Source organism: Nocardiopsis sp. SBT366, from assembly GCF_001083815.1.
Taxonomy (GTDB): domain Bacteria; phylum Actinomycetota; class Actinomycetes; order Streptosporangiales; family Streptosporangiaceae; genus Nocardiopsis; species Nocardiopsis prasina.
In genome coordinates this window covers 25,058-46,804 of sequence record NZ_LAVM01000047.1, presented here as the reverse complement: position 1 = coordinate 46,804, position 21,747 = coordinate 25,058, and the positions used below count along the sequence as shown (strand labels likewise).

Annotated in this window: 19 protein-coding genes and 1 pseudogene; 9 read left to right on the top strand and 11 right to left on the bottom strand. The window is 70.2% G+C overall.

From position 1 onward, the window contains the following. Window positions 1-149: 149 nt before the first annotated feature. A complete protein-coding gene (locus ADX84_RS15765) occupies window positions 150-344 on the top strand; it encodes a hypothetical protein (protein WP_049574616.1) in 195 nt (64 codons plus the stop codon). Between the two features lie 229 nt (window positions 345-573). Here ADX84_RS15765 and ADX84_RS15760 read toward each other — a convergent pair whose 3' ends face one another. After that, window positions 574-969 carry a hypothetical protein gene (locus ADX84_RS15760; RefSeq protein ID WP_234004000.1) on the bottom strand — a complete coding sequence of 132 codons (396 nt, stop codon included), beginning with the start codon at window positions 967-969 and terminating at the stop codon, window positions 574-576. Between the two features lie 125 nt (window positions 970-1,094). Here ADX84_RS15760 and ADX84_RS15755 point away from each other — a divergent pair, with 125 nt between their 5' ends. Further along, window positions 1,095-1,721 (top strand): dihydrofolate reductase family protein, encoded by a 627-nt coding sequence (locus tag ADX84_RS15755; protein WP_049574607.1) that lies wholly within the window; start codon window positions 1,095-1,097, stop codon window positions 1,719-1,721. Between the two features lie 381 nt (window positions 1,722-2,102). Here ADX84_RS15755 and ADX84_RS26070 read toward each other — a convergent pair whose 3' ends face one another. Beyond that, window positions 2,103-2,987, bottom strand: coding sequence for a DNRLRE domain-containing protein (locus tag ADX84_RS26070; RefSeq protein ID WP_234004001.1), 885 nt, complete (start codon window positions 2,985-2,987; stop codon window positions 2,103-2,105). Window positions 2,988-3,493: 506 nt separating this feature from the next. Between ADX84_RS26070 and ADX84_RS26685 the strand changes: the two are divergent. From ADX84_RS26685 to ADX84_RS26680, 3 genes and pseudogenes are all read left to right on the top strand, one after another. Continuing rightward, window positions 3,494-3,901, top strand: a pseudogene (locus ADX84_RS26685) (class I SAM-dependent methyltransferase); the annotation flags it as partial. 361 nt (window positions 3,902-4,262) lie between these two features. Next, window positions 4,263-4,622 (top strand): DUF664 domain-containing protein, encoded by a 360-nt coding sequence (locus ADX84_RS26365; RefSeq protein WP_234004002.1) that lies wholly within the window; start codon window positions 4,263-4,265, stop codon window positions 4,620-4,622. After that, complete coding sequence (locus ADX84_RS26680; RefSeq protein ID WP_234003999.1) at window positions 4,598-4,696, top strand: DUF664 domain-containing protein; 99 nt, start codon at window positions 4,598-4,600, stop codon at window positions 4,694-4,696. The genes ADX84_RS26365 and ADX84_RS26680 overlap by 25 nt, the downstream gene beginning before the upstream one ends. A gap of 75 nt (window positions 4,697-4,771) precedes the next feature. On the opposite strand, the gene ADX84_RS15740 is transcribed toward ADX84_RS26680, so the two are convergent. Genes ADX84_RS15740 through ADX84_RS15730 form a run of 3 tightly spaced genes read right to left on the bottom strand, consistent with a single transcriptional unit; the run spans window position 4,772 to window position 7,652 of the window. Further along, complete coding sequence (locus tag ADX84_RS15740; RefSeq protein ID WP_049574597.1) at window positions 4,772-5,617, bottom strand: citryl-CoA lyase; 846 nt, start codon at window positions 5,615-5,617, stop codon at window positions 4,772-4,774. After that, entirely contained in the window at window positions 5,614-6,840 is a 1,227-nt protein-coding gene (locus tag ADX84_RS15735) for a CaiB/BaiF CoA-transferase family protein (RefSeq protein WP_049574593.1), read from the bottom strand. Before ADX84_RS15735 ends, ADX84_RS15740 begins: the two co-directional genes overlap by 4 nt. Continuing rightward, entirely contained in the window at window positions 6,837-7,652 is an 816-nt protein-coding gene (locus tag ADX84_RS15730; RefSeq protein WP_234003998.1) for an IclR family transcriptional regulator, read from the bottom strand. Before ADX84_RS15730 ends, ADX84_RS15735 begins: the two co-directional genes overlap by 4 nt. Window positions 7,653-7,921: 269 nt before the next feature. Here ADX84_RS15730 and ADX84_RS15725 point away from each other — a divergent pair, with 269 nt between their 5' ends. From ADX84_RS15725 to ADX84_RS15715, 3 genes are read left to right on the top strand one after another with little or no spacing between them, the layout of a single operon-like run. Further along, window positions 7,922-8,914: a tripartite tricarboxylate transporter substrate binding protein gene (locus tag ADX84_RS15725; RefSeq protein ID WP_049574587.1), complete on the top strand. Its 993-nt coding sequence runs from the start codon at window positions 7,922-7,924 to the stop codon at window positions 8,912-8,914. Next, window positions 8,911-9,513, top strand: coding sequence for a tripartite tricarboxylate transporter TctB family protein (locus ADX84_RS15720; RefSeq protein ID WP_234003997.1), 603 nt, complete (start codon window positions 8,911-8,913; stop codon window positions 9,511-9,513). The genes ADX84_RS15725 and ADX84_RS15720 overlap by 4 nt, the downstream gene beginning before the upstream one ends. 1 nt (window position 9,514) lies before the next feature. Continuing rightward, on the top strand, window positions 9,515-11,065 hold the full coding sequence (locus tag ADX84_RS15715) for a tripartite tricarboxylate transporter permease (protein ID WP_049574584.1): 1,551 nt from the start codon (window positions 9,515-9,517) through the stop codon (window positions 11,063-11,065). Window positions 11,066-11,400: 335 nt separating this feature from the next. Here the strand turns inward: ADX84_RS15715 and ADX84_RS15710 are convergent, their stop codons facing one another. From ADX84_RS15710 to ADX84_RS15700, 3 genes are all read right to left on the bottom strand, one after another. After that, window positions 11,401-12,333 carry an ornithine cyclodeaminase family protein gene (locus ADX84_RS15710; RefSeq protein WP_049574581.1) on the bottom strand — a complete coding sequence of 311 codons (933 nt, stop codon included), beginning with the start codon at window positions 12,331-12,333 and terminating at the stop codon, window positions 11,401-11,403. After that, entirely contained in the window at window positions 12,330-13,682 is a 1,353-nt protein-coding gene (locus ADX84_RS15705) for an MFS transporter (RefSeq protein ID WP_049574577.1), read from the bottom strand. The genes ADX84_RS15710 and ADX84_RS15705 overlap by 4 nt, the downstream gene beginning before the upstream one ends. 145 nt (window positions 13,683-13,827) lie before the next feature. Next, the gene (locus tag ADX84_RS15700) at window positions 13,828-14,520 is read right to left on the bottom strand and encodes a GntR family transcriptional regulator (RefSeq protein ID WP_049574574.1); all 693 of its coding nucleotides are present in this window, start codon (window positions 14,518-14,520) and stop codon (window positions 13,828-13,830) included. Window positions 14,521-15,309: 789 nt separating this feature from the next. On the opposite strand from ADX84_RS15700, the gene ADX84_RS15695 reads away from it, so the two are divergent. Beyond that, window positions 15,310-18,399 carry a glycoside hydrolase family 38 C-terminal domain-containing protein gene (locus ADX84_RS15695; RefSeq protein WP_049574571.1) on the top strand — a complete coding sequence of 1,030 codons (3,090 nt, stop codon included), beginning with the start codon at window positions 15,310-15,312 and terminating at the stop codon, window positions 18,397-18,399. Window positions 18,400-18,468: 69 nt separating this feature from the next. Here ADX84_RS15695 and ADX84_RS15690 read toward each other — a convergent pair whose 3' ends face one another. The 3 genes from ADX84_RS15690 to ADX84_RS15680 form a co-directional block, all read right to left on the bottom strand. Further along, the gene (locus ADX84_RS15690; RefSeq protein ID WP_049574567.1) at window positions 18,469-19,302 is read right to left on the bottom strand and encodes a carbohydrate ABC transporter permease; all 834 of its coding nucleotides are present in this window, start codon (window positions 19,300-19,302) and stop codon (window positions 18,469-18,471) included. Window positions 19,303-19,373: 71 nt separating this feature from the next. Then, window positions 19,374-20,267 carry a carbohydrate ABC transporter permease gene (locus ADX84_RS15685; RefSeq protein WP_049574563.1) on the bottom strand — a complete coding sequence of 298 codons (894 nt, stop codon included), beginning with the start codon at window positions 20,265-20,267 and terminating at the stop codon, window positions 19,374-19,376. Between the two features lie 3 nt (window positions 20,268-20,270). Further along, complete coding sequence (locus ADX84_RS15680) at window positions 20,271-21,635, bottom strand: extracellular solute-binding protein (protein WP_049574560.1); 1,365 nt, start codon at window positions 21,633-21,635, stop codon at window positions 20,271-20,273. Window positions 21,636-21,747: the final 112 nt, after the last annotated feature.

The following is a 21,747-nucleotide window of genomic DNA, read 5'->3' as shown; positions in this document are numbered from 1 at the left end:
GTGGCGGTCGGTCCGACCGGGGCGGCGAAAAACGGGCGGGTACGCTGCTGATCGGGGAAGGCCCCGGACTTCACCGAGATGGATTCTCTGCTCGACCGCGCTCTCGCGGCGCGCGTCCGCGATCCCGGCGAACAGTGAGGTGAACGGCCATGGACAAGCCGCTTGGGAAAGACTCGTTCTCGTTGCTGTACAGGACGGGATTCCGCATCAACTACGCGCTCCTACAGGTCATGGGCCCGGCGGCCCTCAGCCCCGAGGCCGATCCCAGGCTCCGCGCGAAGAGGGAATACGAGCGTCGGCGTGAACTCCACCGGGCGTGGAAGGCGCACCAGCGGTCCGTGTAGCACGACCGCGCAAGAGGCGTTCGCCGATGCCAAGCCCCTCGCGAGACAACAGGGGCGCAGCTTGAGATTTCCACCTGTGTCCTCGGGCGGCTCGTTGAGCCGACCGAGGATTCTGGCTTTCAGGCAGACGACAGGCCCTGCTCCGCGCCCGGGCACTGCTTCACTACCGGAGCTGATCGCCGTGTGGGGCGGAGAAGGTGCGGACGAGGTGAGCAGGGCCGGCAGCCGGTCAGTGGAAGAAGCCGATGATTCCGTGTCCGCGACTGGCTGCGGTGCGGATCCAGCCCAGGACCGAGGTGACCGCCTCACGCATGTACGGGTCCTCGATCTCCGCGATCTGTGCCGGGGTCACCGCACGTGCCTGCTCGTCCGCCAGACTCACGGACTTGGCGGACCAGGAGTCGCCGTCGTCCTGGTCGCCCGCCAGGTACTCGACCCGCACCTCGTTCACGCCGAGGCCCGAGAGGGTCTCGTCCACCTCTCCGAGCCACCAGTACTTCACCGGGTAGAAGCAGGCGTTGTGGAGGAAGGTGCCGTACATCTCGCACTGCGAACGCACCGTCTCGGAGGCGGGGCGGGAGATCTTGTCGAGGTCGACGCTGAAGGCCATCAGTCCTGAACTCATGCCCCGAACGATACGGAGCCCCTACGACAGAAGGGGCGTACGGCGTGGAGACGGGGATGGTGGCCCTCTCCGTGTGAGACTGGCGTTCTCGTCGGCCCAGGCGCGGCCGTCGGAGAGGAGCCAGCGTGAAGATCACCCTCACCCAGTTCGTCTCCCTCGACGGTGTCAGCCAGGGGCCCGGCTCGGCCGACGAGGACACCTCCGACGGCTTCACCCGGGGCGGGTGGTTCGTGCCCTTCATGGACGCGGCGTTCGTGCGGACCGCGTCGGAGTGGCTCGACCACGCGGACGGGCTGCTGTTCGGCCGACGCACGTATGAGGCGTTCGCGCGTGACTGGCCGCGGATCACCGAACCCGACCCGTTCACGGTCAGGATGAACTCGCTTCCCAAGTACGTCGTGAGCTCCACCCTGGAGGAGGGCTCCTGGGACCCGACCACCTTGCTGGGTGGGGACCCGGTCGCGGCCGTGGGCAGGTTGAGGGATCGGCCCGGCCGCGAGGTGCAGATCCACGGCAGCGCTCGACTCGGCGGCTTTCTTGTGGCTTCGGGTCTGGTCGACACGCTTCGCCTGGTCGTGGCGCCCACAGTGGTGGGTGAGGGCCGGAGACTGTTCACGCACCCCTCCGGGAGTGCCGGGTTCCGGTTGGTCGAGCGGGACCACACCCCGTCGGGGCTGGTCCTGCTGGAGTACGCCTCCACCGGGGCGGCGCCGCTGGCGGACTACGAGGGTCTGGACTCACTGACCCAGTAGCCGGACAACGGGCGGTTTCTGGCACGCGAACGTCCGCGGTGGCCCGAAGCACGTCTGTGTGGCACCCAAGCACACAGGTGACAACGGGCCTCCGCGGCTTCCCGAGGCAGCACCCCACCGGTGCTGCGTCGGGCACGTCCGGTATGCGGGACGACCGCCTCTCCGACTGGCGTGGGGCCGGACTGTCCGCCGCGAACGGCCACTGCGCCGTGTGGCCGGTGCGCGGACGGTACGGACTCCTCTGCCGCTCGGGAGCTCCCCCACCATGGTGCTCCCCAACGGGCTGGCCGCCGACGCGTTCCTCCGCCCAACGAGGTGACTCGTCGGAGGAGAGGGGTGTCGTCCTTGCTCAACCGATTCCCTCGGTCGCCCAACCGGGGGTCAGTCGTCGATCGGCGTGCCGGGTGGGGGTCCCCGAGCCAGGGTCGTGGTCCCCCACCGATGGTCATCGGTCGTGCGGTCCGCCTGTTCCGCCCACGGGGTACGGATCCGCTCGCCGCCGCTCCTGGGCGGGTCGTCGGGCAGGGGGCCTCGGATCAGGAGGTCGGTGGTTCCCACCAGGACGGTGGGAGGCTGTGCCGGGTTCGAGGGGTCCTCGCCCGGGAGGGTGCCGTCGTCGAGTGGCGCCGCCGCCTCGGAGGGCTCGATGGGAGCGATGCCCCGGGCCGGTGCGGGGCCGTGGTCGACCACCAGTACCGGCGGGGTGTCCTCGACGTCGAAGCGGCGCCAGGCGGTGTTCCCGGACTCGTCCGCCGCCCCGAGCCGCAGGTGCAGGTGGCGTTCTCCGTTGTCCAGGGCCCGCTGGTAGGCCTCGGTCAGGTCGAACTCCACGCCGCCGTGCAGCGGACAGGCCGCGTGCCCGCCCCGCACGTTCCGGGTGTCGAGCAGCCCCTGGGACTCCGGCTGTTCGTTCCAGGTGGTGTCCTCGTCGAACGGGTCGACCCGGTGCAACTCCACTGCGGAGTCGCTTTCACAGTCGTAGGACCACGCCACCTCGGTACGCAGGACTGCGGATTCCAGCAGAGAATCGGAACCGAGTTCCACCGGGAATCGGAAAAAGGCTCTACGAGTGTAGACCCGATCCCACGCGAGCCGCCCGGTACCCACGCTTCCGGTTTCGGTCCCACTGGAAGGTTGGTCCGGAAACGCGCGGTCCACGTGGGTCCACAGCGAACTCCCGGCCTCAATTCGGCCACCGTCGTCGCGCGCGGTTTCGGAAGGGTCCACAGGGGAGGTGACGTCGCTCCGGTCGCGCGATTGTCCCATGGCCGGGGTGACTCCGAAGACACTGGAGTCCGGAGCACTTCCCTCGACGGTGGGGGGCTTCTCGTCAGCAGCGACGGGGGCGCCCACCCCCAGTGAGAGAACCAGGGCGTAGGTCGCACAGGCCGCCGTCGCGCGGGTCAGGGTACGACGCATCACGGTTAGTGCCTACACATTCCAACTACGACCGAAAGCAATTCCGGCGAGGCATCGTGCCGCGCCTTCAACTAAGAGGAATTTACCAAATTCACACCGCACCAGACAAACAACGGGGATATACAGGCGGACCAAAACCACCATTACCACACAAGACAAACGAGGACCACTGGAGGCCGCTCCCGGGGCCGGGAGCGCCTTCGTTTTCCGCCGCCACTCATTCGGAACCAACCAAAATAGGAATCGTTTCAAACCGAAAATCGAGGGCGTTCGACCGCTCCACCGCTCCCCGGATCGGGACGCCGTTGCAGATCCGCACGGAACCGTGCACGGAACCGCCCCCGCCGCCCAGCATGGGCTTCATGCGAACCGAAACCGGGGTCCCCTCTCCCGCACGGGAGTTCTGGGACCAGCAGTACAGGGACGAGAGTCCTTCGACGCCCCCTCCCCTGCCCAACGCTGCCTTCGTCGCGCTCGCGGGAGAACTGGCGCTCGTCCCGGCTCAGCGCCGAAGAGCGCCCCGGGCCCTTGAACTCGCGTGCGGACACGGCGGGGACTCCCTGTGGTTGGCCGCGCGGGGGTGGCGGGTCACGGCGGTGGATGTCTCGGAACACGTGCTCGACGTCCTGGCCGAGTGGTCCCGGCTGGCCGGGATCGAGGAACGCCTCGACGTGGAGGCCCACGACCTGGCGTCCTCCGCGCCCGACACCGGCCCCGTCGACCTCGTCCACACCAACTACTTCCACGCCACGACCGGCCTCGCCAGGGACGAGGTCCTACGCGCGTCCGCGCGGTCGGTCCGCGACACGGGGATCCTGCTCGTCGTCGACCACGGTTCGAGCGCGCCCTGGTCATGGAACCGGCACGACGACCATCCGACCACGACCTGTGGCGTTCGCTCGGCCTCGGGCCGGAGTGGACCGCCGTGGTCGAACAACGCACACGACTCGCGCACGGACCCGAAGGCCGCTCCGCGACGGTGGTCGACAACGTGGTGGCGGCACGCCTCCAGCCGGGGACGACTCCGAGAACCGAACGGGTTTGATCGCCCACACCGCCACGAAGGGAGCACCATGTCCGCCCGGTCACGACGCGACCGCCCACCGCCCAGGACCGGGCCCGGTGAGAAGGAGGTCCTCACCGGATTCCTGGCTGCGCGAAAGCGCCCTGACCAAGGTCGAGGGGGCGCCGGAGGAACACGTACGCGCCCCTGGCGTGGCCTCGGGGACCCACCTTCTCGGCCTGATCGCGCACCTGACCCGCGTCGAGCGCCGCGGGTTCCTGGGTGAGGAGAACGTCGACTGGGCGGCGACGTTCCGTGCCGGTCCGGACCGTACCACCGAGGAGGTGCTCCAGGGCTACCGCGACGCCGTCGCCGCCGCGAACAGGGCCATCGCCGCCTGCGAGGCCTCGGCCGACCCGCGCACGACGGCCTCCGGGGCAGTCCCGGGCCATCGATGCGGTCGGCGCTGGCGCACATGATCGAGGAGACCGGTCGTCACGCCGGGCACCTCGACATCCTCCGCGAGAGGATCGACGGCCGCACCGGCCGCTGATCCCCTTCCGGAACGGGAACGGCCCTCGCCCCGGCCGGTGCGCGCTCGCACCGGCCGGGACGCCCCCGCGACCCGTCAGTCGTCGAGGACCTCGCCCGGCAGGCGGGTCGACGGACCGGTGTAGCCAGCCAGGACCGTACGCGGGAGGGGGCCCTTGATCCTCGCGCCGCTGTTGCTCTCCTCCCAGGCGTGCGCCAGGATCCCGACCGACCGCGAGAGGACGAAGAGTCCGCGCGCCAGTTCGGCTTCGAAGCCGAGACAGGCGTAGACGACGGCCGTGGCGCCGTCGATGTTCATGGGCACGGGCCTGCCCCTGCGCCCCTCCAAGGCTTTCTCCAAGGCCAGCGCGGACTCCAGTGGACCGGCGTCGACGATGCCGTCGCGCACCGCGTCCCGCACCATCCCCAGGAGGGGGTCCCTGCGGGGGTCCCTGGGGTGGAAACGGTGCCCGAAGCCGGGGACGTAGCCGCCCCTCTCCCGGTACTCGGCCACGATCGCCTCGGCCACGTCGTCGGCGTCGGTTCCCTCGGAGCGCAGTTCGGCCATCCTGTCGAGGAGGGCGACGCACTGCTGCCCCGCGCCCCCGTGCACGTCCCCCAGGAGGTTGACGCCGCTGGCGACCGCGTTGTTGAGCCCCAGCCCGCAGGTGGCGGCCATCCGCGCGGCCGCGATGGAGGGCGCCTGGGGGCCGTGGTCGACCCCGGCCACCAGCGCGGACTCGAGCATGCGGGACTGGGCTGGCTCGGGCAGTTCCCCCCTGAGCATGAGCCAGACCACCTCGACGAAGCCGTGGCGGCCGATGACGTCCTGAACGGGGTAGCCGCGCAGTTCGATCTCACCGGGGGCGATGCGTGTCAGGGAGGTCGACCACCAGTCGCCGATCTCCTCGTGGGTCATGCTCGGGGTGTCCGAAGCGTTCACACCACACCCGCCTCTCTGAGCGCGTTGACCTCGCTCTGTTCGTAACCGGCTTCGCGGAGGACCTGATCGGTGTGTTCGCCAAGGAGCGGTGGAGAGCGGTCGGGACCCAGGGAGGTCCCGTCCACGTGCACACCGCTGCCAAGGACGTGCAGTTCACGGTCGTCCTGGCCGGGGAAAGCAAGCGTGCGGACCAGGCCCCGGTGCTCGACGTGTTCGAGTTCGAGGGCTTCGCGGACGCTGAGCACACGGGCCGCGGGCACCCCGGCGTCGGAGAGGACCGTCTCCCAGTCCGCCGCGCTCCGACCCGCCAGACGCTCCTCGAGTTCACCGCGCAGCGCGACCCGGTGGGCCTTGCGGTTCTCCCGTGTGGCGAAGCGGGGGTCGGCCACGAGTTCGGAGGCCTGGAGGAGGCGGCACAGGGTCTCGAACTGCTCCTGCTTGTTGGCCGCGATGTTGAGCGTGCCCTCGCCGGTGGTGAAGGTGCCGGACGGGGCAGCGGTGGCGTTCTCGTTGCCGATGCGGGAGGGCTCCACTCCCGCCGAGAGGTAGTTGGAGACGCCCCAGCCCATGGCGGTGATGGCGGTCTCCAGCATCGAGACGTCGAGACGGGTGCCCTCGCCCGTGCGTTCACGTCGCACCAGGGCGCTGCCGACCGCGAACGCGGCGGCCAGTCCGCCCAGGACGTCGGCGATGGGGAACCCTGCTCGGAGGGGGCCGGTCTCCTCGGTCCCGGTGGCGTCCATCATGCCGGACAGCCCCTGGATGATCTGGTCGTAGGCGGGCCGGTCGCTCAGCGGACCGTCGGAGCCGAACCCGGACACGGAGCAGTACACCAGGCCGGGATTGAGTTCGCGCAGGGTCTCCCAGTCGAAGCCCAGGCGTTCCATAACCCCCGGGCGGAAATTCTCCAACAGCACGTCCGAGTCGCTCACCAGGGTGCGCATGACCTGGCGCCCCGCGTCCGACTTGAGGTTCAGGGTCAGTGACCGCTTCCCTGCGTTCTGGGCGAGGAAGGACGCTCCCACACGCTCGTCGTTGAGTTCCGAGGAGGCTCCGAGCTGTCGTGCGAGGTCGCCCGCGCCGGGCACCTCCACCTTCACGACGTCCGCCCCCATCAGGGAGAGCTGGTACCCGGCGTAGGGCCCGGCCAGCACGTTGGTCAGGTCCAGGACGCGGACCCCCGCCAGGGGGAGGGCGTCACGCGCGGCTGTCGCGGGGCTCATCCGTTCTCCTTGTCGTCGCTCGCCACGTTCTCCGACCCCGGGTCGAACCCGATCCGGCCGATGCGTTCCGCCGCCTCGCGCACCGCACCGCTGAAGGCTCGGACGGAGGCCTCGGTGAAGCGGGCGGTGGGCCCGCCGACCGCGAGTGCGGCGACGGGTGCCGGACCTCCGGCGGCCCCATGGACGGGAGCCGCGACCCCGGAGGCGCCGTGTTCGCGTTCGCCGTGACTGACCGAGTACCCCCGGCTCCGGGCCTCGGCGATCTCGGTGAGCAGGCGGTCGAGGTACTGCGGTCCGTGAGGCGAGGCCGCGGCGACCCTCCTGACCACCGACTCCGGGGCTCCGCCCAGGAGCACCTTGCTGGCCGCCCCGCCCCAGAGGGGCATCTCGTCGCCGGTGTTCACGACGTGGCGGAGCCGTTGGGGACCCTCCTCCTGTGCGACGCAGACACGAACGGTGTCCGCGCGCACGTAGAGGTTGACGGTCTCGGAGGTCTCGACGGTGAGGTCCCGCATGATCACGCGGATCGACTCGGGCACCTGCCAGACGGCGTGGGCCAGGCGCGCCCAGCGCAGCAGTCCCGGTCCGGCTCCGACGCGGCCGTCCGATCCGGACCAGAGCAACCCGCGTTGTTCGAGGGTTCCGACCAGGCGGAGGACGGTGGTCTTGGCCAGCCCGGTCAGTTCCACCAGCTCACGCGTGGTGTAGCGCTGGTTCCTCTCGTCATAGAGGTCCAGCAGGTCGAGCGCGCGCACCACGCTGCGCACTCCCCCTTCGGTGTCCCCGGCCATCACCCTCCCGTCGTGGTCCACCTGGTGGACTCATTGGACTACTAGATGGTCTTAATGAGGGTCAGGCTAACCCACGGACACAGGAACCGCCAGGGGCACCCGGGAAACCGGTTCACCCAACGCAGGACCTCTGCCCAGGCAGAACACACCCCAACTGGCGTGACGACTTCGTTAAGGAAAGATTTCCCGGACGCATTGACACGCCCCCGAGTGATTTGCATCATTCTCTGAACCAATCAGCGGCCCATTAGGTCCACCTGGTGGACCACTGGGGTCGAGAGGGAGTGAGAATGGACAAGCAGCGCACCCTGCGTGCGGTGGGGGCCGTGTGCGCGACCCTCGTCGTGGGTGCCGCCGCGGCGAACGCCGCGCTCTCGCAGGCGCACGACTCCGAGGCCCGCGCCCGGGTGGACATCGTGGTGCCCGCCGACCCGGGCGGCGGCTGGGACCTCGTCGCACGGGAGGCGCAGCACGCGATGCGTCTGAACGACGTCGTGGCCAACACCCAGGTCGTGAACCTACCCGGCGCCGGTGGCACCATCGGCCTCGCCCAGACAGTGCGGCGCGAGGGCGAGGCGACCACCCTGATGACCACCGGGACCGTCATGATCGGCGGCATCATCGTCAACGACTCCGCCCAGACACTGGAGGACGTCGTACCCATCGCCCGGGTGGCGGACGACTACGAGGTCTTCGTGGTCCGTGACGACTCACCGCTCCAGGACATGAACGACCTGGTCGAGGCCTGGGAGGAGGACCCCGGAGCGGTGGCCGTGGGCGGCGGTTCGCTCGGGGGCACCGACCACCTGCTCGCCGGGCTCGCCGCCCAGTCACAGGGCCTGCGTCCGACCGACGTCAACTACATCCCCTTCGCGGGCGGCGCCCAGGCGCTCACCTCCCTTCTTTCAGGAAGCATCGACGTGGGCGTCTCGGGCTACAACGAGTTCAGCGACCAGGTGGAGACGGGAAGTCTTCGGGTCCTTGGCGTCTCGGCCCACGAACGGGTGACCGGTCTGGAAGAGCACCCCACCCTCCCCGAACAGGGCGTGGACGCCGTGCTCCCCAACTGGAGGGGCTTCATGGCACCGCCCGGGATCACCGAGGAGGAACGCGCGGAGCTGACGGCCATCGTCGAGGAGATGGTCGCCACCCCCGAGTGGCAGGACACCCTCGAACGCAACCGGTGGGACGACACCTTCCAGTCCGGCCCGGAGTTCGAGGCCTTCCTGGACGAAGAGATCACCCGTATCACCGAAGTCACCAAGGACCTGGGGCTGTCATGAACCCACTGAGAGAACCAGCGCCGCCCGCGTCACCGCACACGGCGACCTCCCACCCGGCCCGCTCCTGGTTGCGGGGGCGCAGCGAGGTCTTCGTCGGCCTGCTCGTCGTCGGGGTCGGTGTCTTCCTCGCGGCGCAGACCATGGCCATGCACGTCCCGGACACCTCCACCGGGCCCGGCCCCCAGCTCTTCCCGGGGCTGGTGTCCGGACTGATGGTGGTGCTCGGAGCGCTGCTGGTCGTCCAGGTCGCCCGTGACCCGGCCGTTCCTCCGGCCAACGGCGACAACGGCGCGGAGAGCGCGGGGATCGTCGGTGACCTGGTCGAGGGCCAGGAGGACCGGCGCACCGCGACCCACAGTTACTGGCGCACGGTCGGCCTCGTGCTGGGTTCGGTCATCGCCTTCACCCTGTTGCTGCAACCCCTGGGCTGGCTGCTGTCCGGCGCCCTGCTGTTCTTCGGTGTCAGCACGGCGTTCGGAGGCAGGCGCTCACTGTTCGAGGCGGCGGTCGCGCTGGTCTACTCGGCGGTCGTGCAACTCGCGTTCGTCGCGGGCCTGGGTCTGAACCTCCCCTCGGGGATCCTGGGCGGGGTGCTCTGACATGGACACACTCGTACTCCTCGGCGGCGGGTTCGCCGCCGCCCTGACCCCCGAGAACCTGCTGTGGGCCTTCGTCGGCGTGGTCCTCGGCACGGCGGTCGGAGTCCTGCCCGGCCTGGGCTCGGCGATGGCCGTGGCCCTCCTGCTCCCGGTCACGTTCAAGCTCGACCCCACGGGCGCCTTCATCATGTTCACCGCCGTCTACTACGGCGGGCTCTTCGGTGACTCCACCACGTCCATCCTGATGAACACGCCGGGCAACAGCTCGGCCATCGCCACCGCGATCGAGGGCCACAGGATGGCGCTGCGCGGCAAAGCCTCCCAGGCACTGGCGACCTCCGCGATCGGGGCGTTCCTCGGCGCGGTGGTCTCCACGGCCGTGGTCGCGTTCTTCTCCGGTGTCATCATCGACATCGCCCTGCGGTTCGGTCCCGCCGAGTACTTCGCCCTGGCGGTCTTCGCCTTCGTGGCGACCTCTGCCGTCGTCGCCCAGTCCATGATCCGCGGTCTCATCGCCCTCTCCCTGGGGCTCGCGATCGCGATGGTCGGCATCGACGCGCAGAGCGGCGCCGCGCGGTTCACCCTCGGTGTGCCCTCGCTCTTCGAGGGGGTCGGCATCGTGACCGTGACCGTCGGGCTGCTGGCCCTGGGCGAGGTGCTCCACGTGGCCTCGCGGATCCACCGGCAGCGGGACGACGCCCAGCTGGTCCGGACCGGCGGATCCCTCTGGCTCAAGCCCGGTGACCTGCGCCGGGCCATCCCCGCCTGGGTGCGCGGACTGGGCTTCGGCCTTCCGTTCGGCACCATCCCGGCCGGGGGCTCGGAGATCCCGACCTTCCTGGCCTACGGGACGGAGCGCAAGCTCTCCCAGCTGCGGGCCCGGCGCGGCAAACGCCCCGACGAGTTCGGCAAGGGCGCCATCGAGGGCGTGGCGGCTCCGGAGGCCGCAGCCAGCGCGACCGCGGGCACCGCCATGGGCGCGCTCCTCGGGCTGGGGTTGCCGACGTCGGCCACGGCGGCGATCATGCTCGCCGCGTTCCAGCAGTACGGCATGCAGCCCGGCCCCCTCCTGTTCGAGCGCAACGCGGACCTCGTGTGGGCGCTCCTGGCCAGCCTCTTCGTGGGCAGCGTGATGCTGCTGATCCTCAACCTGCCCTTCGCCCCGCTGTGGGCCAAGCTGCTGCTCATCCCCAAGAGGTACCTGTACGCGGGGATCACCGGCTTCGCGGTGCTCGGTGTCTACGCCTCCTCCTACTCAGTCACCGACCTGTGGCTGCTGATCCTCCTCGGGCTGTTGGGGTTCATGATGCGCAGGTACTCGATCCCCGTCGCCCCGGTGCTGATCGCCGTCATCCTCGGCCCCCTCGCGGAGACCGAACTGCGTCGCGGACTGGCGATCGGTCAGGGGGACGTCGGAGTCATGTTCACCGGGCCCATCACCCTGGGCATCTACGCCGTCATCCTGCTGGCCGTCGGCATCGTCGTGGTCGCCCGGATACGCGCGGCCCGGCGCTCCGTCCCGGTGGAACGGGAGACCAGCCCGTCGGCGTGATCCAGGCCCGCCCGTGCCCGGAGCAGGGCACGGGCGGTTCCGCCTGGTCGGATCGGCTCCGTGGCCTCGCCCGGGTCGGGGATCAGTGCGCGAGCGCGGAGCCCGCGGGCGCCCGTCAGGCGATGGTGCCGGAGCCGCCGGTGGCCAGGGCCCGGAATCCGTGGTCGACAGCAGCCGCGGCTGAGCCGTGAGCTGCCCACCGATCGAGGAGCCCGCCACGGGGCTGGGCACGAGAAAGGGGTTGCGCACCGCGAGTGACTCGCGGTGCGCAACCCCCGTGTCACGCGGGCCGACAGGACGGACCGGCCCGGGCGACTGGTCCGCCCGAGGACCGGTCAGAGAGTGGGCGCGACACCCACGGCGACGGCCAGGTCCTCCCACGACATGCCGGAGCCCTTGAAGACGTTGGGACGGTCGGTGCGGCGGGTCACCTCGCCCCGGACCAGCGGGGCGATACCGACGAGGTCGGCCTTGGTGAGGGTGCCCTCGTCGATGGCGATGACGACGTCCCCGCACTCGCGCAGGGCGGCGTCGCTCTCCTCCACCACCACGAGGGAGCGGCCCATCAGCGCGGCGTCGAGTTCGCGTCGATCGGCCTGGTGCGATCCGATGGCGACCACACAGGCGCCGTCGCGGACCAGGGAACCGTCGAAGAGCGGGTCCTTGGTGGAGGTGGCGCACACGACGATGTCGGCCTCGGCGACGTCGGCCACGGTGCCCGTCTCGGCGGTGATCCCGCGTCCGGCGAGCTCGCTGATGGCGGCGTCCACCCGGTGCGGGGTGCGGCCCACCATCCGGACGCTCGTGAGCTCACGGATGCCCGCCACGGCGACGACGTGCTCGACCGCCTGCGGACCACTGCCGAAGACCACGAGGCGGGACGCCTCCGGGGCGGCCAGGCGGTCGGCCGCCACGGCGGAGGTGGCCGGGGTGCGCAGCGAGGTGAGCGTGACACCGTCGACCATCAGCCTCGGGGTGAGGGTCCGGGCGTCCATCAGCAGGTAGACGGCCTGGATGCGGGGCAGGTCGCGCGCGGGGTTGTCCGGGGACACGGACGCGACCTTGACACCGACCCAGTCACCCAGGGTCGAGGGCATGAGCAGCAGGTGGCCGTCCCCGGCCCCCGCGTGGGACCGCGCCGGGTCCTGTGAGGGGTCGAATCCGTCGAGCAGGGCCCGCTCGATCAGTTCGAAGGCCCGCTTGGGCCCGATCCGCTCACGGACTTCCTCCGCGCTGACGAAGGGCAGGCCGGTGGGTGTCTGGGTCATGCGGAAACCTCGGACTTCTCGTTGCGCTCGGCCGCTTCACGGGCCGCGATCAGGGCACTCTCCTTGCGCACCACCCGGCCGGACACGGCGACGGCGGCGAAGGAGATGACGGCGAGGATCACCAGGTAGGTGGCGATCGGCCACCAGGCTCCGTCGAAGCGGGCCAGCAGCCAGGTGGCGAGCAGCGGGGCGGTGCCGCCGGCGAGGGCGGCGCCGATCTGGTAGCCGAGCGTCACGCCGGTGTAGCGCACCCGGGTCGTGAAGATCTCGGAGGTGAGGGTGCCGAGGGTGGCGGTGACCGGGGGCCAGGCCACACCGAGGGCGATCACGACGGCCGCGTACACGGCCCAGCTCATCTGGAGGTCCAACAGCATGAAGAAGGGCGCCGCGAACAGGGCGATGAGCAGGGTGCCGCCGAGGTAGACCTTCGGGCGGCCGACGCGGTCGGAGAGCGCGCCCATGAGCAGGATGCCGAAGGTGCTGACCAGTGCGCCCGCGCTGACCGCGTTGAGGACCACCGACTGCTGGATGTCGAGCGTGCCGGTGGCGTAGCTGACGACGAAGGTCGCGAAGATGTAGAACGGGGCGGTCTCGACGACCTTGGCGCCGACGGCCACGAGCACGGAGCGCCAGTGGTCGCGGAGCGTGTCCCGGATGGGCAGCTTGGCGACGTCGCCGCTCTCCTTGGCCTCACGGAAGGCGGGAGTCTCGGCCAGGCCCTTGCGGATCCACAGGCCGACGAAGACGAGGACGATGCTGGCGATGAACGGGAGACGCCAGCCCCAGGACTCGAAGGCGCCGTCCGGGAGGAGGCTGACCAGGCCGAAGGCGACCGTCGACATGAGCATGCCGATGGTGATGCCGGTCTGGGGCACCGAGCCGAAGAAACCGCGGCGGTTCTCGGGGGCGTACTCGTAGGCCAGCAGCAGGGCGCCGCCCCACTCGCCGCCGATCGCGAGGCCCTGGATGATCCGGCACAGGATCAGCAGCACCGGGGCCAGGAGGCCGACCTGCTCGTAGGTGGGCAGCAGACCGATCGCCACGGTGGCGCCGCCCATGAGCGACAGGGTGATGACGAGGGTCTTCTTGCGCCCGATCCGGTCACCGATGTGGGAGAAGACGATCCCGCCGAACGGCCGGATGAAGAAGGTGAGCGACAGGGTCAGGTACGACAGCATCAACGAGATCACGGGATCGTCGTTGGGGAAGAACTGCTTGTCGAAGATGAGCGCCGCGGCGGTGGCGTAGAGGAAGAAATCGAACCACTCGATCGCGCTGCCGCTGAGGCTGCCAAAGAGTACACGGCGGTTGGTGGCCGGTTTACCGACCACCGAGTGCTGCGAGGCCACTCACAACTCCTCGGATCAGGGCCCGATGAAGAGGGGCCTCAAGATGGGAACCAGTGCAACGTACAATTGCACCTCCCCCGAATCAAGGCCCGTGACCGAATCGAAGCAGCTCAGCTACCTGTTTCGTGTTCGGCGCCGTCGTCCGTCAGATCTCCGCGCGGCCCGCCCAGACCCCTCGGACATGACCGAGGTGATGTCGCATGAGGGCCGCGGAACCCGCTGTGTCACCGGCTTCGATGCGGTCCAGCAGGGCGTGGTGCTCCTGCGCGGTGTCGACCAGACGGCCCTCCTCGTACAGCCCCCGCAGCGCCGACAGCCGCGACATCCCCCGCAGCCTTCGTACCTCGTCGACCAGCTTCTGGTTGCCCGCGATGGACAGCAGCTGGAGGTGGAACGCCATGTCGTTGGCGATGAACTCGCGCAGTTGCCCCGTCTCGGCGGTCTCGGTCAGCCGGTCCGCGATCGGACGCAGCGCGGCGATCTGCCCCGCGGTGGCGGTCGCGGCGACGCGGCCCACCGTGGGGACCTCGATGAGCGCGCGGAGCTCGATGAGTTCGTCGAGGGCGACGTCGCTGAACTCCACCACGCGGTAGCCGCGGTGGCGCAGGGTCTCGACCAGTCCCTCCTGGGTCAGCTCCATCATGGCCTCGCGCACCGGGGTCGCGGAGACGCCGAGGCGTTCGGCCAGGACGGGGGCCGAGTAGACGACACCGGGCTCGAGCTCACCGGCGATCATGGCCTCACGCAGGACGTCGGTCACCCGGGCGCGCAGGCTCGCGTGCTCGGTGAGCGAACCGAGGACCGGTCGCGACCGGTCGCGCGACGCGTCGATGCTCATGTGCTGTTGTCCTCCTCGACCGGACTGCGTCCCTCCCAGGATGCCACGCGCCCGAGGCCGACCCGCTCGCAAGTCCCGTTCCGGATGCGGACGAGGAGAGCGCAAGGACGAAACGGAGGGTCACGGGAGGACGGGGCGCACGGAGGCCGGGGAAGCCGGAGAGGCCAGGGAGACCGGGGAGGCCGCACTTGGCCAGCACTGTGAGGGTGCGGTCCTCGGCAAGGTCGTTTTCGGGGGCGCGGAAGGTGTGCCGCACCCCGGTCAACGGCCGGAAGCCCGGTTCTACGCTGCCCACCACCGGGCCTCCCCGGTGGGCCCCCACCGGGGTGGGCTCCTGCCGGGGTGGGCTCCTGCCCCGTGTCCCGCCAGGAACCGTTGGTCCGGGGTGTCGGTGATCCGGGTGGCGGTGATCCGGACGGTGTCCCCCCACGTCGAGCCCCGGGGACTCCGGGGTGTCGGACTCGACGACGACCTCACTGGTGGCAGCGGGCCGGTGGCCCTCGGCCACGTCGGACCGGCCGACCCCAGCTGGCTCGCGACGTGCACGATCCCACTCCGCCGAAGTGCCGCATCGGACCTCATGGCGGGTGTGCTCCCTCATCCGGTTCCCTCTCACCAGGGGAGGCGACAACGGTCCCGCCGAACCGCCACTGACCAGGACCGAAGGGGCTCACTCTGGCCCCTGCGCCGACACCGGAGGAACCCACTTCGTCCAAAGCATTGACGAAGTGACATCGCGCTGGCAATGTACGCGGCATCTGCCAGGGGACGACCGAACGGAGACCCACCGTGCACGACGACCGGCGGCTGACCGAGGCACGACTGGACCGCGTCCTGCGGGAACGCGTATGGCCCGCGGTGTACACGACGTCGATCCCCCTGGAGGTGGCCCGCTGGGACGCGCCGGGAGAACCGGTTCCCGCCGAGGAGGGCATCGGGGCGCCCCACGAACCCGCACGTGTGGGCGACGCCTGGGGGCCCGCCTGGGGCACCACCTGGTTCCGGCTGCGTGGTCGGGTACCCGCCGAGTGGTCGGGCCGGACCGTGGAGGCCGTGGTCGACCTCGGCTTCGACGACGCCATGCCGGGCTTCCAGTGCGAAGGTCTGGTGCACCTCGCCGACGGCAGCGTGGTCAAGGGTCTCAACCCCCGCAACGCGTGGATTCCGGTCGGCACCCCTGTGAGCGGCGGGGAGACCGTCGAGTTCCACGTGGAGGCGGCCGCCAACCCGGTCATCCTCGGCAACCCCCCGTTCCAGCCCACCGACCTGGGCTCCGGGCGCGGACCGGAGGACCGGCCCCTGTACCGGCTGACCCGAGCGGACCTGGCCGTCTTCGAACAGCAGGTGTGGGAGCTGGCCATCGACCTGGAGGTGGCCGGCGGTCTCATGCGCGAACTCGACACCGGGGACCCCCGCCGTTGGGAGCTGTTGCGCGCCCTGGGCCGGGCCCTGGACGCCCTGGACCTCCAGGACGTCCCCGGAACGGCGGAGCGGGCGCGGGAGGTCCTGGCCCCGGCGCTGAGCTCCCCCGCCTCGGCCAGCTCCCACCGGGTGTCCGCCATCGGGCACGCCCACATCGACTCAGCATGGCTCTGGCCGCTGCGTGAAACGGTCCGCAAGGTGGCACGGACCAGCGCGAACGTGGTCGCGCTGATGGACGACCACCCGGAGTTCGTGTTCGCGATGTCGCAGGCCCAGCAGTGGGCCTGGCTCAAGGAACACCGTCCTGACGTGTTCTCGCGGGTCGTCCGGGCCGCCGAGGCGGGGCGGTTCGTCCCGGTCGGGGGCATGTGGGTGGAATCTGACACCAACATGCCCGGTTCGGAGGCCCTGGCCCGCCAGTTCGTCTTCGGCAAGCGCTTCTTCCGCGACGAACTCGGGGTGGACACCCAGGAGGTGTGGCTGCCCGACTCCTTCGGCTACTCTGCCGCCCTCCCCCAGCTGGTGCGGCTGTCCGGCTCACGCTGGTTCCTCACCCAGAAGATCTCCTGGAGCCAGGTCAACCAGTTCCCGCACCACACCTTCTGGTGGGAGGGACTGGACGGCACCCGCGTGTTCACCCACTTCCCCCCGGTGGACACCTACAACTCCGAACTCACCGGCGCCGAACTCGCGCACGCCTCGCGCAACTTCCGGGACAAGGGCGGTGCGTCGCGTTCCCTCGTGCCGTTCGGCCACGGGGACGGGGGTGGCGGCCCCACCCGCGAGATGCTGGCCCGGGCGGCTCGCCTGCGTGACCTGGAGGGTTCGCCGACGGTGGAGATCGAGCACCCGGAGCGGTTCTTCGCCAAGGCGCACGAGGAGTACCCGGACGCCCCGGTGTGGTTGGGCGAGCTCTACCTGGAGTTCCACCGGGGGACGTACACCAGCCAGACCGCCACCAAGCAGGGGAACAGGCGTTCGGAGCACCTGCTGCGCGAGGCCGAGCTGTGGGCCGCCACGGCCGCGGTGCGGGTGGGCGCCCCCTACCCGTACGAGCGGATCGAGGAGGTCTGGCGGACGGTCCTGCTCAACCAGTTCCACGACATCCTGCCGGGGAGTTCCATCGCCTGGGTGCACCGGGAGGCCGCGCAGACCTACGCGCGGGTCGCGGAGGAGCTCGGGGAGATCATCCGGCACGCGCAGGAGGCGCTGTCCGGTGACGGCGGGGACGGAGCAGCGGGCGGCGTGGTCTTCAACCCGACCCCGCACGAACGCGACGGCGTTCCCGCGTTGGGGGCGCTCCCCCGTGCGCGCATGGGGAACGGGGCCTCGGGGCAGGCTGCCCTCAGCCCGGACCCGGAGACCCCGGGAGGGTTCGTGCTCGACAACGGGCTCCTGACGGTCCGGGTGGACGAGCGGGGGCTGGTCACCTCGATCCTGGACCGGGGAGAGGGGGCGCCGGGCCGAGAGGTGCTTGCTCCGGGACAGCCGGGGAACCTGCTCCAGGTACACCAGGACCTGCCCAACCAGTGGGACGCCTGGGACGTGGACGAGTTCTACCGCAACACCACCGTGGACCTCACCGAGGCCGACGGCGTCGAGCCCGAACCGGCTGGTTCGGGAACCGCCGCGCTGAGGGTCACCCGCTCCTTCGGGGACTCCTCGGTGGTCCAGGTGCTCTCCCTGGCAGCCGGCGCCCGGCGCCTGGACGTGGAGACGGTCGTGGACTGGCACGAGCGGGAGAAGTTCCTCAAGGCCGCCTTCCCCCTGGACGTGCGCGCGCACGAGTCGTCGTCGGAGATCCAGTTCGGCCACGTCAGGCGGCCCGCGCACACCAACACCTCCTGGGACTCGGCCAAGTTCGAGATCTGCGCCCACCGCTGGGTGCACGTTGCCGAACCCGGCTACGGCGTGGCGGTGCTCAACGACTCCACCTACGGGCACGACGTGACGCGTGACGTGCGAGGCGACGGCGGCACCACGACCACGGTCCGTCTGTCCCTGCTGCGGGCGCCGCGGTTCCCCGACCCCGACACCGACCAGGGCGAACACCGGTTCCGGTACGCCCTGGCCCCGGGTGCGGAGATCGAGGACGCCGTCCGTGAGGGCTACCGGATCAACCTCCCGGTCCGGGAACTGCCAGGCGACGCCGTGGTGGAGCCGTTGGTGACGGTGGACGACCCCGGTGTGGTGGTGGAGTCGGTCAAGCTCGCCGACGACCGCTCCGGCGACGTGGTGGTGCGCCTGTACGAGGCCCGTGGCGGGCGTGCCCACACCTCGGTGGGCACCGGGTTCCCCGTCTCGGGGGTGCGCGCGGTGAACCTGCTGGAGGAGGACTACCCGGAGGCCCCGGAACTGCACTCGGCCGGTGCCTCCGGGGCCGACGACACGGGTCCCGGCCTCGTGTCGGTCTCCCTGCGCCCCTTCCAGATCCTGACCCTGCGCTTCGAGCGCTGATCCGACCCCGGGGTCCGGGCTCGCCGTCCCGAGCCCGGACCCCGGCCCTCATCGGGGCGATGCGGTGGGCTACCCCTTGATCGCGCCGCCCAGCGCGAACCGGCCGCCCAGGGCTCGTGAGACGGCCATGTACAGCACGACCACGGGAACGGTGTAGAGCAGTGAGTACGCGGCCAGTTCGCCGTAGCGGACCGATCCGTACTGACCGAAGAAGGTGAACACGCGGACCGCCGCTGGCATCTTCTCCGGGCTCGTGAGCAGGATGAAGGGGACGAAGAAGTTGCCCCAGGTGGTGACGAGGGTGAAGATCGCGACCACCGCCAGCCCCGGTGCGAGCAGCGGGGCCACCAGGTAGCGGATCGACTGCCAGGCCGAGGCCCCGTCCACCCACGCGGCTTCCTCCAGGGAGAGGGGGATGCCGTCGATGAAGTTCTTGGTGAGCCAGATCCCGAAGGGCAGCGTGCTGGCGGCCAGGAACAGCGTCGTCGCGACGAGGGAGTTCAGCAGGTTGGCCTGCACGAACATCCCATAGACCGGAACCATGATGGCGGTGACGGGCAGCCCGGTGGCGAACAGCACCGTGTACAGGAACGGCTTCCTGAACCGGAGGTTGTACCTGGAGAGCGGGTAGGCGGCCAGCATCGAGCACACGGCCGTGATGAGCGCGGCTCCCCCACAGGTCAGGATGCTGTTCCAGATCGGCAGGTAGACGATCTCCGGGGTCATGATGGCCGTGAAGTGGTCCAGGGTGAACCCCGAGGGCGGGCTGGCGCGCAGCGAGGGCTCGGGGTCCACCGCCGCGAAGACCATCCACAGCATCGGTACCAGGAACAGCACCGCGAGCACGCCGAGGACCAGGTAGGCGAGCAGGCCGCCCGCGGCCCGGCTCGGGGCGCTGACCACGGCGCGCGCCCGCCTCCGACCCGCCTCGGCCGCCCTCCTTCCGGGGTCGTGCCCCCGGCTGGTTTCGTCGCTCACCGGTCCTCCTCCTTACGGAGCATCCACACGTAGACGATCGAGAACAGCCCGGCGACCACGAGCAGTGCCAACGCGATGGCGGTGCCGTAGCCCAGGTCGCCCATGCGCAGCGCCTCCTGGTACATCAGCAGCGGGAGCGTGGTGCTCCGGGAGCCCGGCCCGCCCGACGTCATCACGAAGATCAGGGTGAAGACCTGCACCGTCTGGAGCGTGATGAGCAGCAGGGTGGTGGCCAGGGTCCGACGCAGGAGCGGGATCACGACGTGCCACAGCACCTGGAAGGCGGAGGCGCCGTCCACCCGCGCCGCCTCCTTGAGGTCCTCGGGGACCTCGGACAGCCCCGCCGAGTAGGTCATCATCGAGAAGGCGGTCCCCTTCCAGACGTTGGCCAGCACCACCGCCAGGAGCGGGGCCGCGAAGAGCCAGTTCTGGGGGCCGGTGCCGAACCAGCCCAGGACCGTGTTGAGGGTGCCCTCCCGTTCCAGGAAGGCGTACCAGACGAACCCGGCCACGACCTCGGGGACCACCCACGCGCCGACCACGATCGCGCCCACCGTGGCCCGGACCGCGCCGTTGCGGTTCTGGAGCAGCAGGGCCAGGGTCAGGCCCAGCACCGTCTGCCCGAACACGCAGCCCACCAGGAAGAGCACGGTGAGGACGGTGGCGGTCCGAAAGCGGGGGTCGGAGAGGAGTTCGGTGAAGTTGTCGAGCCCCACGAACTCGGTCTGGGCGGCCTGCGCTCCGGTCAGGGCCGCGTTGGTGAGGGAGGCCCAGACCGTCCACAGGATGGGCCCCGCGAAGAAGGCGAGGAGCAGGAACAGGGCCGGGGCCATCGGGACGGCCCACCGCGCCACCCCGGCCAGGGGACGGCGGGACCGGACGGTGGCCACCGGTCACGAACCCGTCGTGACGTTGTCGGGCCCGACGATGCCCTCCACCTCTTCGGCGTAGACCTGGGCGGCCTCCTCCGGGGTGGCCTGTTCGAGCATCACGCTCTCCATCGCCTCCTGGACCGCCAGCGAGATCCTCGGGTACTCGCTGTAGGCGGGGCGGAAGCCGGTGATGTCGACCAGGGCGGCGAACTCCTCCGCCTTGGGCGAGTCCTCCAGGAAGGCCGGGTCCTCGGCGACGTCCGCGCGGACCGGGATCTGCCCGCCCTCGACGGCGAACTTGACGCCGTTCTCCTGGTTGAGCGCGTACGTCATGACCTCCCAGGCGAGGCCGGGGTCGGTGGCGTTGGCGCCCATGGAGAGCGCCCAGCCACCGGACATGCTGGTGGCTCCGGCGCCCTGACCGTTCTGGGTGGGCATCGGGGTGAACTCCATGACCTCCTCCCACTCGGGCCAGGGCTGGTTGGCCTCCTCGATCCAGGACTGGGTGGCCCAGGAACCCTCCAGGCTGATCGCCATCCCTCCGGAGGGGATGCGCTCCTCGTTGTTGACCGTGCCGACGTTGGCGTCGAGAGCGTCCTGGGGGTCGAGGGTGAGGTCCTCGTCGTAGAGGGTGCGAAGGAAGTCCAGGGAGTCGGTGAACCCGGTGCTGCCGGTGACCCACTGTTCCGAATCGTCGTCGAAGAGGGTGCCCTCGGTGCCGCTGAGGAGCATCTGGAAGCCCTGGAGGGAAGCCATCTCACCGGCGGGGGTGCCGGAGTAGACGTTGAGCGGGACCACGTCGTCCCCGAGTTCGGCGCGGACGGTGCGAGCCGCGTCCAGGACGTCGTCCCAGGTCGCGGGCTCCCAGGGCGTGTCGATCCCGGCCTGCTCCAGCAGTTCGGTGTTGTACCAGAGGCCGCGTACGTCGGTGCCGAGCATCACACCGTAGCGCTGGCCGTCCAGCGAGGTGACCGCCACCGCCTCCTGGTCGCTGTACTGGTCGCGTTCGTCCCAGGCGTCGAAGTGGTCGTCGAGCGGCATCAGGTACCCGGCGTCGGCGTCCTGGTTGATGGTGAACGTGTCCTGGTAGATCAGGTCCGGTGCCTCGCTGGGCGAACCGTTCATGAGGTTGACCTGCGTCTGGTAGTCCTCGGCCTGCGCCTCGATGGCGTTGAGTTCGACGGTGACACCGGGGTTGGCGTCCTCGAACTCCTCCTTGACCTGGCGCATCAGCGAGTCCATCGCGATGAAGGTGCCGAACTTCTGGTAGACGACGCGGACCGTGTTCTCGTCCCGGTCGGCGGCGGTCGAGCACCCCGAGGCGACCAGCGCCAGGAGCGGGACGGCGACCGCCGCACGGATGGTGTTCCGTCGGATTCTCCTCATCGTGGCCCCTCGCGCAGAAGTGGGTGCCGGGCACCCGAGGCCCCGACACGTGACTCACATCACTTGCTTACTAAAAACCTTGGATAAAGACAATGGGTGAAGTGGGCTCTTC